General features: G+C 69.6%; 15 protein-coding genes and 2 pseudogenes. 11 read left to right on the top strand and 6 right to left on the bottom strand.

Features of this window, described 5'->3' with window-relative positions:
• The first annotated feature begins 168 nt into the window (after window positions 1-168).
• Together Pdca_RS02980 and Pdca_RS02975 are read left to right on the top strand one after the other, a co-directional pair.
• Complete coding sequence (locus tag Pdca_RS02980; protein ID WP_085916778.1) at window positions 169-591, top strand: helix-turn-helix domain-containing protein; 423 nt, start codon at window positions 169-171, stop codon at window positions 589-591.
• Between the two features lie 77 nt (window positions 592-668).
• Complete coding sequence (locus Pdca_RS02975; protein WP_125911225.1) at window positions 669-1,376, top strand: NsdA family TPR-like regulatory protein; 708 nt, start codon at window positions 669-671, stop codon at window positions 1,374-1,376.
• 157 nt (window positions 1,377-1,533) lie between these two features.
• Here the strand turns inward: Pdca_RS02975 and Pdca_RS02970 are convergent, their stop codons facing one another.
• The 4 genes and pseudogenes from Pdca_RS02970 to Pdca_RS02960 all read right to left on the bottom strand — a co-directional run.
• On the bottom strand, window positions 1,534-2,760 hold the full coding sequence (locus Pdca_RS02970; RefSeq protein WP_125911224.1) for an IS256 family transposase: 1,227 nt from the start codon (window positions 2,758-2,760) through the stop codon (window positions 1,534-1,536).
• A 75-nt stretch (window positions 2,761-2,835) separates the two neighbouring features.
• Window positions 2,836-3,053 (bottom strand): annotated as a pseudogene (locus tag Pdca_RS36640) (hypothetical protein); the annotation flags it as partial.
• A 78-nt stretch (window positions 3,054-3,131) separates the two neighbouring features.
• Window positions 3,132-3,989, bottom strand: a complete 858-nt coding sequence (locus Pdca_RS02965; RefSeq protein ID WP_085916924.1) for an LLM class F420-dependent oxidoreductase — start codon at window positions 3,987-3,989, stop codon at window positions 3,132-3,134.
• Window positions 3,990-4,035: 46 nt separating this feature from the next.
• Window positions 4,036-5,292, bottom strand: a pseudogene (locus Pdca_RS02960) (aldehyde dehydrogenase family protein); the annotation flags it as partial.
• Between the two features lie 124 nt (window positions 5,293-5,416).
• Here Pdca_RS02960 and Pdca_RS02955 point away from each other — a divergent pair.
• Entirely contained in the window at window positions 5,417-6,211 is a 795-nt protein-coding gene (locus Pdca_RS02955) for a transposase family protein (RefSeq protein ID WP_125911222.1), read from the top strand.
• Window positions 6,212-6,405: 194 nt separating this feature from the next.
• Here Pdca_RS02955 and Pdca_RS02950 read toward each other — a convergent pair whose 3' ends face one another.
• Both Pdca_RS02950 and Pdca_RS02945 read right to left on the bottom strand, forming a co-directional pair.
• A complete protein-coding gene (locus Pdca_RS02950) occupies window positions 6,406-6,723 on the bottom strand; it encodes an EthD family reductase (protein WP_085916514.1) in 318 nt (105 codons plus the stop codon).
• 13 nt (window positions 6,724-6,736) lie between these two features.
• The gene (locus tag Pdca_RS02945; protein ID WP_085916513.1) at window positions 6,737-7,858 is read right to left on the bottom strand and encodes an NDMA-dependent alcohol dehydrogenase; all 1,122 of its coding nucleotides are present in this window, start codon (window positions 7,856-7,858) and stop codon (window positions 6,737-6,739) included.
• A 195-nt stretch (window positions 7,859-8,053) separates the two neighbouring features.
• On the opposite strand from Pdca_RS02945, the gene Pdca_RS02940 reads away from it, so the two are divergent.
• From Pdca_RS02940 to Pdca_RS02905, 8 genes are all read left to right on the top strand, one after another.
• The gene (locus Pdca_RS02940; RefSeq protein WP_158092355.1) at window positions 8,054-8,680 is read left to right on the top strand and encodes a TetR/AcrR family transcriptional regulator; all 627 of its coding nucleotides are present in this window, start codon (window positions 8,054-8,056) and stop codon (window positions 8,678-8,680) included.
• 63 nt (window positions 8,681-8,743) lie between these two features.
• Window positions 8,744-9,505: an SDR family NAD(P)-dependent oxidoreductase gene (locus tag Pdca_RS02935; RefSeq protein ID WP_085916511.1), complete on the top strand. Its 762-nt coding sequence runs from the start codon at window positions 8,744-8,746 to the stop codon at window positions 9,503-9,505.
• Window positions 9,506-9,590: 85 nt separating this feature from the next.
• Entirely contained in the window at window positions 9,591-11,228 is a 1,638-nt protein-coding gene (locus tag Pdca_RS02930; protein ID WP_085916510.1) for an AMP-binding protein, read from the top strand.
• A 23-nt stretch (window positions 11,229-11,251) separates the two neighbouring features.
• Window positions 11,252-13,168, top strand: coding sequence for a flavin-containing monooxygenase (locus tag Pdca_RS02925; RefSeq protein WP_232021390.1), 1,917 nt, complete (start codon window positions 11,252-11,254; stop codon window positions 13,166-13,168).
• A 42-nt stretch (window positions 13,169-13,210) separates the two neighbouring features.
• Window positions 13,211-14,524, top strand: a complete 1,314-nt coding sequence (locus Pdca_RS02920) for an MFS transporter (RefSeq protein WP_085916509.1) — start codon at window positions 13,211-13,213, stop codon at window positions 14,522-14,524.
• Entirely contained in the window at window positions 14,521-15,621 is a 1,101-nt protein-coding gene (locus Pdca_RS02915) for a CaiB/BaiF CoA transferase family protein (RefSeq protein ID WP_085916508.1), read from the top strand. The genes Pdca_RS02920 and Pdca_RS02915 overlap by 4 nt, the downstream gene beginning before the upstream one ends.
• Window positions 15,618-16,400, top strand: a complete 783-nt coding sequence (locus Pdca_RS02910; protein ID WP_085916507.1) for an aldolase/citrate lyase family protein — start codon at window positions 15,618-15,620, stop codon at window positions 16,398-16,400. Before Pdca_RS02915 ends, Pdca_RS02910 begins: the two co-directional genes overlap by 4 nt.
• Before the next feature lie 100 nt (window positions 16,401-16,500).
• Window positions 16,501-16,722 (top strand): hypothetical protein, encoded by a 222-nt coding sequence (locus tag Pdca_RS02905; RefSeq protein ID WP_125911221.1) that lies wholly within the window; start codon window positions 16,501-16,503, stop codon window positions 16,720-16,722.
• Window positions 16,723-16,728: the final 6 nt, after the last annotated feature.

Raw genomic sequence — 16,728 nt, 5'->3', positions numbered from 1 at the left:
CTCGGCGAACTCCGTTGCTGTTCATCGGCACCAGGAGACCCGTGACGACCTGCGGAAACCAGGAACCGAAACCTCCACCGCCCCCTACCGAAACCCCCACCGGAACCCAGCCCGGGCGCTAAACTCCACCGTCGAGAACCCGAGTGCCGGACAGGGGAGTCACCGGAGATGGCCCGCCCGAGAAGCCCACGGCTCACTCCGACGCTGGCCGACCGCAGGCGCGCGCTCGGGCTCACCCAGGAACAGGTCGGCGAACGACTCGGTGTGTCGGTCGAGATGATCAGGCGCCACGAACGTGGGGCCGCGCGACCGGGCGAACGCCTGCGGCGCGGCTACACCCGCCTGTACCGGGCGTCGGAGGTGGACCTCGGCCTGACCGAGCCACCGCCGGCCGGGGACGGGGGTGTGGTCACTCCGGAGCCGTCCATCCTGAACATGCCGGTGGCGATCCAGCCCGGTGACCGCATCGGCCCGGAGAACCTGACCGAGATCCACCGCCACATGCGCCAGCTCGTCACGCTGGACAACCAGTTCGGCGGGACCGACCTCGTCCGCGTCGCAGGCCGGTTCCTCCGGTCCCTGACACGCTAGGTCGGCGCCGGGCTGTTCGAGCCGGGGATCAAGACCGACCTGCTTGCAGCCACCGGGGAACTCGCCGAGATCACGGGATGGCTCGCCTACGATGCCGCTCGCCACGATCTCGTCCGGCGCATCAGGAATCGCTCTACTACAGCCGCCTCGTCGGTGACACCACCGTTGAACTGCTCACCGTCCAGAACGCGAGCATGCACGCCGGGTACCTGGCCCGTCCCTTCGAGGCCTTGCACCTTGCCGAATCGGTGTTGGAAGGCCCATACCGCCTGTCTCCTCGAGTGCGCGCCCTGTTTCTCGTCCGGAAAGCCCGTGCTCAGGCTCAAGGTCGCGACGACGCGGCACTCGTGACCTTCCGGGAAGCGATGTCGCTGTACGGCGACGGCGTCGGCCCGTCCGACCCACCGTGGGCATGGTGGGTGGACGAACGAGAACTCTGGTGGCACGAAGCGATGTGCCGCTCAGATCTCGGCGACGTCGCGGGCGCGCTGAACGCATTCGAGCGCTCCGCCGACGCGGTGCCGGACGGCGAGACGCGCAGCAAGTTCATCCACCGGGCGAACCTGGCCCGAGCGCAGGTCAGAGCACGATCATGGGATCAGGCGCGCGACACACTCGCGCACCTGCAACCACTGGCGCTACAAGTGGCGTCCGGGCGCACGGGGGCCGTCGTCACGTCGACGATCGAGGCCCTGCGCAAGCACGGGTCCGCCGCGCCCGCAGGCGTGCTGTGTCAAGCAGTCGCGCTCAGCGACACGATGGCTGACGAGTTCGGAGCGATGTAGATCGGTGGACGACAGCGCGGTCGCTCTCGCCGAAGTACCCGGCATCTGAGCGTCCTGCGCGACACCGTAGAAACGAGGGACGGATTCCAGAATGGGAACCGCCGGTGACGTCCCCTCGGGTGGTGTAAGTCGTTCGCGAGGGTCTCTGCAGGTCAGATCATGCCGTGATGAGTTCGGGCTCGGCTACCTCCTCCGCCGGGGTGGGGGCGAGCAGCGCCATGGTGGCCTCGCTGAGGTAGCGGCGGTCTCCTGCCTGCCATTCGTCGTGGGCTTCGACCAGCACGGCACCGGCCAGCCGGAGTAGGGCTTCGGGGTTGGGGAACACGCCGACGACGTCGGTGCGACGTTTGACCTCCTTGTTCAACCGCTCCAGGGGGTTGGTCGACCAGATCTTCTTCCAGTGCGCGGCCGGGAAGTCGGCGAAGGCCAGCAGGTCCGGGGCGGCGTCGCGCAGCATCGTCTCGACCTTCGCTGATTGGCGGCCGAGCATGGCCGCGATCACGTTGAGCTGGTCACGGACCATGTCGGCCTTGGGTTGGGCGAAGATCGTGCGGATCGCGGCGGCGACCATCTCGGCGTTGCCCTTGGGGACCTGGGCCAGGACGTTGCGCAGGAAATGCACCCGGCAGCGTTGCCACGCCGCGCCGAGCAGGACCGCGGAGATGGCCTGGGTGAGACCGGTGTGGGCGTCGGAGATCACCAGTTGCACTCCGCCGAGGCCGCGGGCTTTGAGGCTGCGCAGGAACGCGGTCCAGAACGCGCCGTCCTCGCTGTCGCCGACGGCGAACCCGAGGACCTCCCGCCACCCGTCGGCCCGGACGCCGGTGGCGATCACCACCGCCTGCGAGACGACGCGGTGGTCGACGCGGGCCTTGCAGTAGGTGGCGTCGAGGAACACGTAGGGAAACGCCTGGTCTGCCAGGGAGCGGTCGCGGAACGCTCCGACCTCGGTGTCGAGGTCGGCGCAGATCCGGGAGACCTCGGACTTGGAGATCCCCGAATCAGCGCCCAACGCTTTGACCAGGTCGTCGACCTTCCTCGTGGACACCCCGTGGAGGTAGGCCTCCATCACGACCGCGAACAGGGCCTGGTCGACCCGGCGGCGGCGTTCGAGCAGGGACGGGAAGAACGACCCGGTACGCAGTTTCGGGATCCGCAGTTCCAGGTCCCCGGCGGTGGTCGACAGGGTGCGGGTGCGGTGCCCGTTGCGTTGGGCGGTGCGGGACTCGGTGCGTTCGTGGCGGCCGGCGCCGATCGACTCGGTGAGCTCGGCCTCGATCAACGCCTGATAGATCGTCTCCGCGGCGACGCGGACACGGTCACCGACATCGGCGGTCTTGAGTGCGTCGAGGACTTCGAGCAGGGCAGACTGGTCCAGGGCCATCGCGTGATGTCCTTCCTTCTGCATGTTCCTTGGCGGGTTCATACAGAGACTCACGCGATGGCCCGTCCTACGTGCTCAGCCACGCCGGACAGGGGCCGCTACTTCCACCACCGGCGGGGACGCCACCGGAACCGCCACCGCAGGCAGTGTCTCGAACCCGACGGGAGTGAGACGTCCGAGGGTGTCCTGGCGTCGTCTGCGGTGGTGAGTGCTCGCGATCCAGGACACGATCACCAGCTGGAGCCTGGTGCGGTGGTCCAGCGACGGCAGTCGAGGACGTTCTTCTGCCGCAGGTCGATGACGATGCACGGCTGTGTTCAGGCGGTCATGCCGAGGTGCCCCAATGTGGGGGGCTGGCAATAGTGCCGATCTCATCCGTCTGTGTGCTCGGCCAGTTCCGCCATGATGTCCAGCTCGGCCAGCACGGGCGGCGCCGGGTCTGCGCCGGAAGACCCGGTGAGAGTGATGAGCAGCCGGTCGACGCCCGCTGCGGCGTAGTCCTCCGCCACGCTCCGTTCCGGCATCCCGCCGTAGAGGGTCACCGGGATCCTGCAGCGGCCGGTCTCGGCCGCACGCGAACGCAACTCGGCGATCCGGTTGCCGAAAGAACCCAGCTCGCGACGCGGGATGCGCAGCGGGAGCCATCCGTCGCCGTGCGACAGAACACGGTCGAGCACAGTGGGTCCGGTTCCGGCGATCAGCACCGGCACCGGCGCCGTCGGCTTGGGCCAGCACCAGACAGGGTCGAAGTCCACGAACTCTCCGTGATGCTCGGCCTCGTCCTGTGCCCAGAGGGTCCGCACGGCATCGAGGTGGTCGAGCATCCGTGCAGTACGCCACCGCGGGTCCACACCGTGGTTGCGCATCTCCTCGGCGTTCCAGCCGGGTCCGACGCCGAGTTCGACTCGGCCGGGTGCGAGGCGCTCGACGCTGGCGACCTGTTTGGCCAGGGTGATCGGGTGCCGCTGATTGACCAGTGTCACCGCTGTACCCAACACGATGCTCTCCGTCACCGCGGCCATTGCACCGAGCGCGACGAAGGGGTCGAACGTATGGCTGTACTCGCGGGGCAGCTCACCCCCGCCGGGCCAGGGCGATCGACGGTTCACCGGAATGTGCGTGTGTTCGGTGACGAAAAGTGCGGCGAGGCCGCGGTCCTCCACCGCCCTGGCCAACTGCACCGGATCGATCCCGTCCTCCGTGATGAACGCGGCAACCCCGATCTGCACGAACGGTCCCCTCCTGATCAGTGTTCGACGGTCAGTCCATACCGGGTCAGGCCGGAGTCCGGAAGACGGCCCGTTCGTGGGACAGCTCGCGGAACCCGTGCACGGAGTGATAACGCCCGATACCGCTCGCTCCGGTCCCGCCGAACGGGAGTGCGTCGTCGAAATAGTTGCCGGACCAGTTGTTGACCGACACACCTCCCGACGACGTGTGGGCGAGCACGGTCCGCACGAACTCGTCGTCCCGGGAGAAGACGCACATGCCCAGCGGCTTGCCGTGCGAGTGGATCAGCTCGAGGGCTTCGGACAGGTCGTCGTAGCCCACCACGGCCACGATCGGTCCGAAGATCTCCTCGCGCATGAGGTCGCTGTCGAGCGGGGCACCGCTGACCACCGTCGGCTCGAGCACCAACCGGTCGGCGTCGGAGCCGCCGCCGGCATGGACGGTCGCCCCCTTCGCGACGGCGTCGTCCAGGTAGCCGGTCACCCGCTCGAAGTTGCGCCGGTCGACGAACCGGGCTCCCGCGTCGGCCCGGAACTCCCCGTCGGTGTAGAAGTCGGCGCTGAACGCCGCGGCGATCCTGCTGATCAACTCGTCCTTCATGGCGTTCGGGACCAGGACGTAGTCCGTGCTCAGGCAGACCTGACCGCCGTTCATCGTCCGCCCGGTCGCGAGCTGGCGGGCGGCGAGCTCCAGATCCGCGGTGCCGTCGAGGATCGCGGGGTTCTTGCCTCCCAGCTCGAGCGTGACCGAGGCCAGATGCTTCGCAGCCGCCGTCATCATGACCTTGCCGACATTCGGGCTACCGGTCATGAACATGTGGTCGAACGGCTTCTCGAGCAGTGCGGTGGCAACCGGGATGTCACCCTCGAAGACCGCCACCTCCTCCTCGGGAAAGACGTCACGGATGATCCCGGCTACCAGCGCGCTGGTAGCCGGGGCCATCTCCGACGGCTTCACGACGACGGTGTTGCCCGCGGCGATCATCGCGACGAGCGGCTTGACGATCAGGTGGAAGGGGAAGTTCCAGGGACCGAACAACAGCACGGTGCCCTTCGCCTCGTAGGTCAGGAAGGCCTCCGCACCGGGGGTGGGCACCGTCAGCTCGACCGGTACCGGGGCCATCCACGACTCGAGCTCCGCCACGGTCTCGTCGACCGCCGCGAGCGAGACCTGCAGGTCGAACGGCTGGTCCTCGTACGGTCGGCCGAGATCGTCGAACAGCGCGCGGCCGATCTCGGGCCCGATATCGGCGAGCCTGTCCCGCAGCCGGGTCAGCCGCGCGATCCGGGTCCGGGCGTCACTGAACGTTTTCCAACCTGGTGATCATGAGGTCGGTCGGCCTGCGGCGTGGTGTCACTGAAGTAGGTGAAGCTCCTGGTAGATGGGTGATTGCCTAGATCAACCCGTCCCAAACAGGAGCTTCAGGGTGCTTGTCTACCCCTCGTCGATGCCCGTGTCCAACCGCGCCCTGCACACCCTCTCCGACGCACTACGCCGACACCGCAAGAACCTCGGCAGTAGGTGGCGCCGACTCCCGCCCGGGCAACAGGCCCTGCTGGTGCTCGCGTACCTGAACAAGGGCGAGACCTACACCGCTCTGGCCTGCGGCTTCGGGATCGGCACCACGACGGTGTTCCGCTACGTCCGCGAAGGCGTCGACGTCCTCGCCGCGGCGGCACCATCGCTGGACGAGGCGCTCGGCGTGGCCCGACGTAAGGCGTTCGTGATCCTCGACGGCACGCTGCTGGCGATCGACCGGGTCGGCATGGGATCGGGCTACGACCGGGCGTTCTACTCCGGGAAACACAAGCGCCACGGCGTGAACGTGCAGGTCCTCGCCGACCCGGCCGGTCGACTGGTGTGGGCATCACCCGCGCTGCCCGGTGCCCGCCACGACATGGGCGCAGCCCGCGAACACGGTCTGATCGACGCCCTGTCCGAGCACGCGATCCAGGTCGTCGCCGACACCGCCTACCAAGGCGGCGGTCCGGCGATCCGGGTCCCACAGCGTCGTCGCCGCCTCGACCCAGACACCGGCCGCTACCGACCGCTGTCGCAGGCGCAGAAGCAGGTCAACGTCGCGCACGCACGCCAGCGCGGTCCCGGAGAACGAGCCAACGCCCAGCTCAAGTCGTGGCAGGTGCTCCGCAAGATCCGCAGCTGCCCGAAGCGAGCAACCGCACTGGTCCAGGCCGTGATGGTCCTGATCCAGGCTCGCTGAGATCAAGTTGGAAAGCGTTCACTGCTCTTCACGGTCCACTGGTGCGCCTTCTGCAGCGCGAACACCCGATCGATCTCGGACTGGGTGCTGGGCATGGGATTCTCCATCATCGGCAGGTGGGTGAACAGGAGGGCGCGACGAGGGCGCGGTGTCGGTCCGCGCCCCCGCCGCACGACAGGGGGCCGGCCGGGCCGCTAGGGCCGCGGGACCTCGACGGTGACCTCGCCGAACTGCATCTCGCAGCCGGCGTCGGCGAAGTTGGCCAGGTCGGCCACGGCTCGCTGACCGACGTCGGAACCGAGCGATGCGATCGCGACGTCCTTCGACTCCCAGCCGATCACCGCGGCGAGGAAGAAGGGAGGTGTCGAGCCGTCGAGGGTCTCGCACACGTGCCAGTCGTAGAAGGCCGCGCCGGGAAGCTGTGCGGCGATCTTCGCGTGGGTGTCCCGGTAGTGGGCGACGAACGACTCGGGATCGGCAGGGTGGGCGTACACAGCGGTCAGCTGATACATGGCTGAGCTCCGATCAGTCGAAGAGGATGACGCCGCGGACGTTCTTGCCGGCGTGCATGTCCTCGTACGCGGTCACGATGTCGTCGAGCCGATAGGTCTGCGTGATCAGCTCGTCGAGCTTGAGCTGCCCGTTGCGGTACATCCCGATCTGCTTCGGGATGTCCGCGGCCGGGTTGCTCGCCCCGAACAGCGCGCCCTGGAGCCGCTTCTGCAACATGGTGAGCAGCCAGGGGTTGATCGGGATGCCCTTGGTGTCGTTCATGTCGCCGATGCCGGTCACGACCACCGTGCCCGCCTTCCGGATCGCGTTGAACGCCTGTGCGACGTGCTCACCGGTCGTGACCCCGATGGTGACGACGGCCTTGTCGGCGCCCTGCCCGTCGGTGATCGACTTTGCGAACTCGTCGGCCTCCTCGATCGACGAGAACGAGTGCGTCGCACCGACCTCCTCGGCGATCTCGCGCTTGAGGGCGACCGGGTCGACGGCGATGACCGTGCCGGCACCGGCGTGCGCCGCCCCCTGCACCGCGTTGATGCCGATCCCGCCGACACCCATCACGATCACGACGTCACCCGGGCCGACCTCGGCCGCATAGACCGATGACCCCCAGCCGGTGCCGACACCGCAACCGAGCAGGCACGCCTTGTCCAGCGGGAGATCCTTGTCGATCTTGATCGCGGACAGGGTCGATACCAGCGTGTGCTCGGCGAAGGTGCCCAACCCGCACAGCTGGCCGACGGGCTGCCCCTGGTAGCTGAACCGGAAGCTGTCCAGGTCGTCCCAGCGCGCACCGCGCAGGGTGTACGCGCCGAAGTTGCACAGGTTCGTCATCCCCCGCGCACACCAGGTGCACCGTCCGCAGCTGGGCAGAAACGAGAAGATGACGTGGTCACCGACCTCCCAGCCCGGAGTGTTCGGGCCGACCGACTCCACCACACCGGCGCCCTCGTGCCCGGCCACCATCGGGTAGTGCTCGACCGGGAGATCGCCGGTCTGCAGGTGGTCGTCGGAGTGGCAGAGCCCGGTCGCGGCGAGCTTGACGCGGATCTCGCCCTGGCGAGGGTCGTCGAGGTCGATGTCGACCACCTCGAACTTCCCCGGCGTTTCACGGATGATCGCGGCACGAGTCTTCACGGATGCCTCCTTGCATCGACAGTTCCCACCGGGCGGCCACCAGAGCAGCCCGCCGCATTTCATACCATCTAGTCGGAATGCTGCACAGGCCCTGGGGCGGACCGAACGCCTTGCCGGTGGTCGTGAGGAGGCGGGATACCATCCGGTCGGAACGCGCCGAACCGCGACCATCACCGGACGGCCAGGGAGGATTCCGTGCCCCGCAAGGCCCCCGAGCGCAGCTACGACCCCGTCGAGACGCGACGCGTTCTACTCGACGCCGCGCTGAACCTCTTCGCCGAGAAGGGGTTCAGCCGCGCCTCGATGCAGGACGTCGTGCAGCGGGCCGGGGTGACCAAGGGGGCCTTCTACCACCACTTCGCCACCAAGGAGGACGTCCTCCACATCATCCACGACGAGTTCATCGACCGGGCACTGGAATCTCAGGAGGCCGCTCTCGCCGGCTACGACTCCCCCACGGAGCAGCTGGCGCACATGGCGTACTCGACCACCCGCATCTGCATCGAGTACCAGAAGCACGTGATGGTGTTCTTCCGCGAGCTCCACGTCCTCGACGGCGAGGTCCGATCGGCGATCCTGGACAAGCGCCGCCGCTCGACCGCGATCTTCAAGGACGTGGTCCGCCGCGGAGTGGCCGGCGGCGACTTCGACGAGGGGATCGACCCCGACGTCGCAGCGCTGGGCATGCTCGGCATGTGGATCTGGCCCTACCAGTGGTACGGCGAGGGCGGGTCCCGCACCCCGGACGAGATCGCCCGCCAGCTCGCATCGATGTCGTTGCAGAGCGTCGGCGCGAAGGTGACCGCGGCGGCCGTCCTCTGACTCTGGCGGGTCGGCCCGCCGTTCGGTATCACTATCATTCCGACCAGATGGAATGGAGTGGCAATGACACCGGTACTCGAGGGACGCGTCGCGCTGGTGACCGGCGCCTGCGGTGGACTGGGGCGCGCGATCTCCGCGCGCCTGCGCGCCGCCGGAGCGCGTGTCGCACTGTCCGACCTCGACAAGAGCGCGCTCGACTCCGCCGTCCACGAGCTGGGGAGCGGTGACGACGTGGCCCCCTTCGCACTCGACCTCACCGACGACGCCCGAGCCGAGGCGCTGCCCGACCGGGTCCGGGACAGGTTCGGCCGCCTCGACGTCCTGGTGAACAACGCCGGGACCAGACAGGTCGCGCCGATCCTGGAGCTGACGCCCACGCAGTGGCGAGGAACCCTGGACATCGACCTCACCGCACCGTTCGTGCTCTCCCGCGCCGCGATCCCGGGCATGATCGACCAGGGCCACGGGAAGATCGTCAACATCGCGTCGATGGCCGGACACATCGCCTTCGGCGACCGGGCCGCCTACTGCGCGGCGAAAGCCGGCGTGATCATGCTGACCCGGACGATCGCCTACGAGTTCGGCTCTCGCGGCATCTGGTGCAACGCGATCGCACCCGGCGTCGTGGAGACCCCGCTGACCAGCGAGTACTTCCGGTCGGACGAGATGACCCGCACGATCCGCACGAACGCCCCGATGGGCAGGTGGGGCCAGGCCGACGAGATCGCGGGCCCTGTCCTGTTCCTGAGCGGCCCCGACTCGGACTACGTCAACGGGACCACCCTCTTCGCCGACGGCGGCTGGACCGCCGGCAAGGGCTACTGACCTTCACGGTCTTGCCGGGACCCCGGCACTCATCTACATTCATACCGACTAGTCGGTTTGTCCACGACGACGTGGAAGGAGTCGGATGACCACGATGCACGCGCCCGGTTCGGGTATCACGACCGGGCCGCTGGCCCGGATCCCGTTCCCCGAGCGCACCCTCAGCGACCTTCTCGGCCGGGAGGCCCGCCGCCGGCCCGACGACGTCCTGTTCACCCATGAACGACGGGACCACACCGTCGGTGAGCTCGACGCCCGAGTCGAGGCCGCCGCACGCAACCTCGCCGACCGCGGGATCGGCCCGGGCAGCCGGGTCGCACTCCTGATGGCCTCGACACCCGAGTACCTCGTCAGCTGGTTCGCGGTCGCCCGCCTCGGTGCCGTCGAGGTGCCGATCAACACCGCGTACCGGGGCGAGCTGCTGCGCTACCAGCTGAACACCGCCCGGGTGGACCTCGCGGTGGCCGACACCGGTCCGCTGCTGGACGCGGTCGAGTCCGTCCGGGCGGAGGTACCCACCCTCGGCGAGGTCCTGGGCTTTCCGGGCACGTACTCCGACGTCCTGGAGGCCGCACCGGTCCGGGGCCGGACACCCGGACCGGGTCCCGCCCCGGACGACATCGCGAGCGTCCTCTACACCTCGGGCACCACCGGTCCGTCCAAGGGCGTACTGCTCACCCACCACCAGCAGCTCGCGTTCGGCCACCTGTTCACCGAGATCACCGACCTCGGTCCGGACGACGTCCTGCTGAACTACTCCCCGTTCTTCCACATCTCGGGCAAGTTCGCGACGCTCGGCTGCCTGCTGACCGGCGCGCGGATGGTGCTGCGCTCCCGGCTGTCCATCGAGCGCTTCTGGGACGAGGCGCGCGAGTTCGGGGTCACCGCGTTCATCGCGATCGGCGGTGTGTGCCACATGCTCCACGGCCGCGCGCCACGGCCCGACGACGCCGACAACCCGGTCCGGGTCGTCTACGCCGTCCCGGCGCCGGCCGAGATCTACCACGACTTCGAGAAGCGGTTCGGGCTCACGCTCGTCGAGGCCTACGGGTCGACCGAGACGAACCTGATCGTCAACTCCGCGCTCGACGAGTCCCTCCCGGGCTCCTGCGGCCGGCCCAACCCGATCTTCGACGTCCGCGTGGTGGACGAGGACGGAGCCGAGGTCGACGCCGGGATCCCCGGCGAGGTCGTGGTGAGCTGCCCCGACCCGTTGCTGCTCTCCGCCGGGTACGACGGCATGCCCGAGATCACCGCCACGGCATGGCGGGGCGGCCGGTTCCACACCGGCGACCGCGCCGTGCGGGACGCGACCGGGGCGCTGTGGTTCAAGGACCGGATCAAGGACTCGATCCGCCGTCGCGGCGAGAACATCTCGTCCTACGAGGTCGAGCGCCTCGTCAACGGCCACCCCGCGGTCGCCGAGTCGGCGGCCGTCGGCGCCCCGTCCGAGCTCGGCGAGGAGGAGGTCCGCGCCGTCGTCGTGCTCCGCGCCGGCGCGAGCGTCTCGGCCGAGGACCTGTTCCTGCACTACGCCGAATCCATGCCCTACCACATGGTCCCGCGCTTCATCGACATCGTCGCCGAGCTACCGCGCACCCCGACCGACAAGGTCGAGAAGTACAAGCTCCGCACCCAGGGCGCCGGCGAGAACTCCTGGGACGCCGTCGCGGCCGGCTGGCGGATGACCCGCGAGGGCCCGGTCCGGGCCGACCGCGCCTAGAACCCGATCGAGGAGATCCATCCGTGCCTGTCCTGTGCACCCCTCAGCGCCCGCTCGACGAGGCCCGGCTGCGGACCGCGGTCGCATCGGCGAACCTGCCGACGCTGGCCATGGTGACCTTCCACCTCACCGGCGACCGTCGCTGGCTGCACCCCCCCTACCGCCCGGTGCGCAGCGCCGGTCTCGGCCCCAACGACGACGGTGGTCTCGACGAGGCCGTGGCCGCCGATCTGCGGGCCGCGGCGGTCGAGGCCCTCACCGCCTGGTCCCGCGGCGCGGAACCGGCGGTCCCCGACCCCGACCCGGACCTGCTGCGCACCATGCTCTCGACCGCCGTCGGGGAGGAGGTCCCGGACGAGTACGAGCGGCTCATGCGGGAGGAGATGGGGTTCACGCCCGACCCCGGTCCCCGCCCGGTCCGCCACGACCGCGACTTCTCGGTGGTGATCATCGGCGCCGGGATCTCGGGGATCGCGGCGGCGGTGCGGCTGCAGCGCGCGGGGATCCCCTTCGTCATCCTGGAACGCAACGACGACGTCGGCGGCGTATGGCTGACCAACACCTACCCCGGCGCGGGCGTCGACACCCCGAGCTACCTGTACTCGTTCTCCTTCTTCCCGCGGAACTGGTCGACCCACTTCGGCAAGCGCGACGAGATGGCCGCCTACCTCGCCGAGGCCGCCGACCACTTCGGCCTGCGCCGCCACATCGAGTTCGGCGTCTCGGTCGACTCCGCGACCTGGGACGACGACGACCAGCACTGGACCGTCACCGCGGGCGGGCGATCGTGGCGGGCACCCGCGGTGATCAGTGCGGTCGGGCTGTTCAACACCCCCAAGGTGCCGAACCTGCCCGGGCTCGACGAGTTCGAGGGACCGATCTTCCACACCGCCGACTGGCCGGACGACATCGACCTCACCGGGAAGCGGGTCGCGGTCGTCGGCACGGGCGCGAGCGCGATGCAGGTGGTGCCCGCGGTGGCCGGACGCACCGGCCACCTGACGGTGTTCCAGCGCTCGCCACAGTGGATCGCCCCCAACGCGGAGTACTTCGCCCCGGTCGGCGACGACGTGCACTGGCTGATGAGCCACGTGCCCTACTACCACGACTGGTACCGCTTCCGGCTGGCCTGGGTGTTCAACGACCGCGTCCACCCGTCGTTGCAGGTCGACCCCGACTGGCCGCACCCGGAGCGCGCACTCAACGCGGTCAACGACGGCCACCGTCGCTTCTTCACCCGCTACATCGAGCAGCAGCTCGACGGACGGCCGGACCTGATCGAGAAGTGCCTGCCGGACTACCCGCCGTTCGGCAAGCGGATGCTGCTCGACAACGGGTGGTACGCGGCCCTGCGCCGCGACGACGTCGACCTGGTCACCGCCGGCGTCGCACGGATCACCGCGACCGGCGTCACGAGCGACACCGGCGAGGAGTACGACGCCGACGTCGTGGTGCTCTCCACGGGGTTCGACGCGCAGCACTTCCTGCCCGGCATCGACGTCCGCGGTCGCGACGGCACCGCGCTGCACGACGTGTGGGGCGAGGACGACGCGGTCGCGCATCTGGGGATCAGCGTTCCGGGTTTCCCGAACCTGTTCCTGATGTACGGCCCGAACACCAATGCCGGCGCGGGCGGCAGCTTCATCTTCGTGGCCGAGGCACAGACCCGCTACATCGTCGACCTGATCACCACCATGACCGAGGACGGGATCGGCGCCGTCGAGGTCACCCCCGAAGCTCTGGACCGGTGGGTCACCGACGTCGACCGGCGGCACGCCCGGATGGTGTGGAGCCACCCCGGGATGACGACCTACTACCGCAACTCCCGGGGCCGGGTCGTCACGAACTCGCCCTACCGCGTCGTCGACTACTGGTCGATGACCCGCGACGCCGACCTCGCCGACCACCGGACCACCCCGGTTCCCGCCCGCGCCGTCTGACCGGCGAACCCGATCAACGACGATCACATCCGAGGAAGCCCGATGTCCCTGCGCAAGATCCTGATCGTGGCCGGAACCGGCTCGGCGATCGACTGGTACGACTTCTTCATCTACGGCGTCGCCGCGGCGCTCGTGTTCAACGTCCTGTTCTTCCCCACGGGCGACCCGGTCGTCGGCACGCTGCTGGCGTTCAGCACGTTCGCCGTCGGCTTCGCCGCCCGGCCGCTCGGCGGCGTCATCTTCGGCCACGTCGGCGACCGGATCGGCCGCAAACCGGCGCTGGTCACCACGCTGTTCCTGATGGGGACCTCCACCACCGTGATCGGCCTGCTCCCGACCTACGACACGGTCGGGGTCGCGGCGCCGATCATGCTGGTCGTCCTGCGGCTGCTGCAGGGCATCGCGGTCGGGGGGCAGTGGGCGGGCGGAGCCCTGATCGCCACCGAGAACGCGCCACCCGAGAAGCGCGGTCTGTACGGCAGCTTCGCCCAGGTCGGTGTGTCGGCCGGGCTGTTCCTGGCCACCGCTGTGTTCCTGGTGGTCGGCAATCTGCTCGACGAGCAGGCCTTCCTCGCGTGGGGCTGGCGCATCCCGTTCCTCATCAGCATCGTGCTGGTCGGCATCGCCACCTACGCCCACTTCGCACTCGAGGAGACGACTCCCATGCAGGAGGTCCGGGAGGGCGACGGTCCGTCCCGGTCCCCGGTCATCGAGGCGGTGGTGCACCACTGGCGGACCGTGCTGCTCGGCGCCGGCTCGATCGTGGTCATCGGCGCCAGCTTCTACCTCTACGGCACCTACCTCCTCTCCTACGGAACGACCGTCCTGGGCCTGCCACGCTCGCTGATGCTCGACGCCGTGCTCATCGGAGCGGTGCTGCAGTTCGTGGCCATCCCACTCTGCGGCGCCCTGTCCGACCGGATCGGACGGCGGCGGGTGTTCCTGAGCGGCGCCGTCGCACTCGGGATCTGGGTGTGGCCCGCCTTCCTGTTGCTCGGCACCGGCTCCCCGGCAGCGGTGATCGTCGCCGTCGCCGTCGGTCTGGTCCTGGTGGCGCTGGTCTACGGCCCGCAGGCAGCCCTGTTCGCCGAACTGTTCACCGCGCGCGTGCGCTACTCCGGCGCGTCGATCGGCTACCAGCTCGGAACCCTGATCGGCGGCGCCTTCACCCCGCTGATCGCCACCGGCCTGTACGTGGCGACGGGCAGCTTCGTGCCGGTCGCCGGCTGGATCGGGCTCACCGCGGTGGCGTCGTTCGTCGCCGTCGTCGTGATGTCGGAGACCGCGCGGTCCGAGCTCGACTCCGGGCCGCGCCGTGACACCGACGCGGCCACCGAGGAGGTGGGGCCGGCGTGAGCGGTCCCCTGAGCGGGCTCCGGGTCGTCGAGCTGGGCGGCATCGGTCCCGTCCCGCACGCCGCGATGATCCTCGGCGACCTCGGCGCGGACGTCGTCCGCGTCCAGCGCCCCGGCGGCTTCGAGATCGTCTCCCCGGACCGCGACCACCTGCTGCGCAGCAGGCGCACCCACCTGCTCGACCTCAAGGATCCCGACGACCGGGCCCGGGTCACCGACCTCGCCGAGCACGCCGACGTCGTCCTCGAGGGGTTCCGGCCCGGCGTGGCCGAGCGGATCGGCGTCGGCCCCGACGACCTGACCGCCCGCAACCCACGTCTGATCTACGGACGGATGACGGGCTGGGGACGGACCGGCCCGCTCTCCGACGCCGCCGGCCACGACATCAACTACATCGCGCTGAACGGGACCCTGCACGCGATGGGCCCGCACGACGGCCCGCCCTCACCACCGCTGAACCTGGCCGGCGACTTCGGTGGCGGTTCCATGCTGCTCGTCACCGGAGTGCTCAGCGCGCTGTGGGAGCGGGAACGCTCGGGGCGCGGCCAGATCGTCGACGCCGCGATGGTCGACGGGTCCGCGCTGCTGATGCAGTCGATCTGGGCCTGGCGCGGGATCGGGTTCTGGGACGACGCACGGGGCACGAACATGCTCGACGGCGGCGCCCCGTTCTACCGCACCTACCGGTGCGCCGACGGCGGGTACGTCGCGGTCGGGGCGATCGAGCCGCAGTTCTACGGCGATCTCCTCAAGGGGCTCGGGCTGGCCGGCGAGGCGTTGCCCGACCAGAACGACCGCACGGGCTGGCCGGAACTCACCTCGGTCTTCGCCCGCGTGTTCGCCGAGCGCACCCGCGACGGCTGGACGGAGGCGTTCCGTGGTCTCGACGCCTGCGTGACACCGGTCCTGTCCTTCGACGAGGCGGTCGCGCACCCGCACGCAGGGGAACGGAACGCCTTCCGCGAGCTCGACGGGATACCCCAACCGGCACCGGCACCGCGGTTCTCGCGCACCCGACCCGCCGATCCGACGCCACCGGTCCCGCCCACCCCGGTCGGGGACACCCTGGACCGGTGGAACGGGGGGACCACGTCATGACGGCCGCAGCGATCACCGGCGCCCTCGATGCCCGCGACCGTGCGATCGGCACCTGGCTGCTGATGGACAGCCCGGAGACCGGGGAACTGGCCGCCGCCGCGGGATTCGACTTCGTGATCGTCGACATGGAGCACGGCGCGCTCGACCTGCCCGCGGCGGTGCGGTGTGTCCGGGCCGTCCAGGGGCGCGGCGCCGACGCCGTGGTCCGTGTCCCGTCCACGGACCCGGCGGAGATCGGCCGGGTGCTCGACGCGGGGGCCCGCGGTGTGCTCGTCCCGGGCATCACCTCACCCGAGGCGGCCACGGCCGCAGCACGGGCGGCCCGGTTCGCCCCGCACGGCGACCGCGGCGCCTGTCCCTTCGTGCCCGCCTTCGACCACGGGCTCCGGAGCTGGGACGCACCACAGGACCTGCACGTCTGGTTGCTGATCGAGCACCCGGACGCGATCGAGACGATCGACGCCGTGGCCACTGCCGCGGCGGAGGCCGGAGCCACCGCGCTCGTGCTCGGCCCGTTCGATCTCGCCGTGGCGACGGGGCACGGCGGGGACCACCGTCACCCCGAGGTCCGGCGGGCACTCGCGGCCACTGTCGCCGCGGCGCAGGCGGCAGGGCTCGACTGCGTCGCGGTGACCCTGGAACCGGACGCCGACGCCAGCGCGGCCGCCGTGTCGTCCTGGCGATCGACCGGATGCCGCCTCGCCACCGTCCTGCTCGACCGGCACGTCCTCGGGCACGCCTACCGGTCGACGCTGCAGGCGGTACAGAGCTCCCCCTGACACGGGGTTGCGCATACCGGTCACACCACTATCGTGCAAACATTCCAACTGGTCGGAACTACACGTTCTGTCATCACTGTCGCCGACGAAGGAGCCGTTCATGCCCCCTTTCGCACGACCACAGGAACCGACGGTGTCGCTGGTCAAGACGCCCGTCGAGGGGACCTGCCCCCGGTGCGGTGCCGATGACCTGCGGCGCTACCCGGTGAATTCCGAGGGCGGCTGGTTCGAGGTCGTCAAGTGCCAGTCCTGCCTGCACTCCGTAAGCCGCGAGCGATGGCACCTGCTGGGTTCGCTGCAGCTGCTCTCCGACACCATCTGAGGGGCA

Source organism: Pseudonocardia autotrophica (assembly GCF_003945385.1).
Classification (GTDB): Bacteria; Actinomycetota; Actinomycetes; order Mycobacteriales; family Pseudonocardiaceae; genus Pseudonocardia; species Pseudonocardia autotrophica.
The sequence above is the reverse complement of the archived record's forward strand: the minus strand, read 5'-3'. Positions and strand labels throughout refer to the sequence as shown.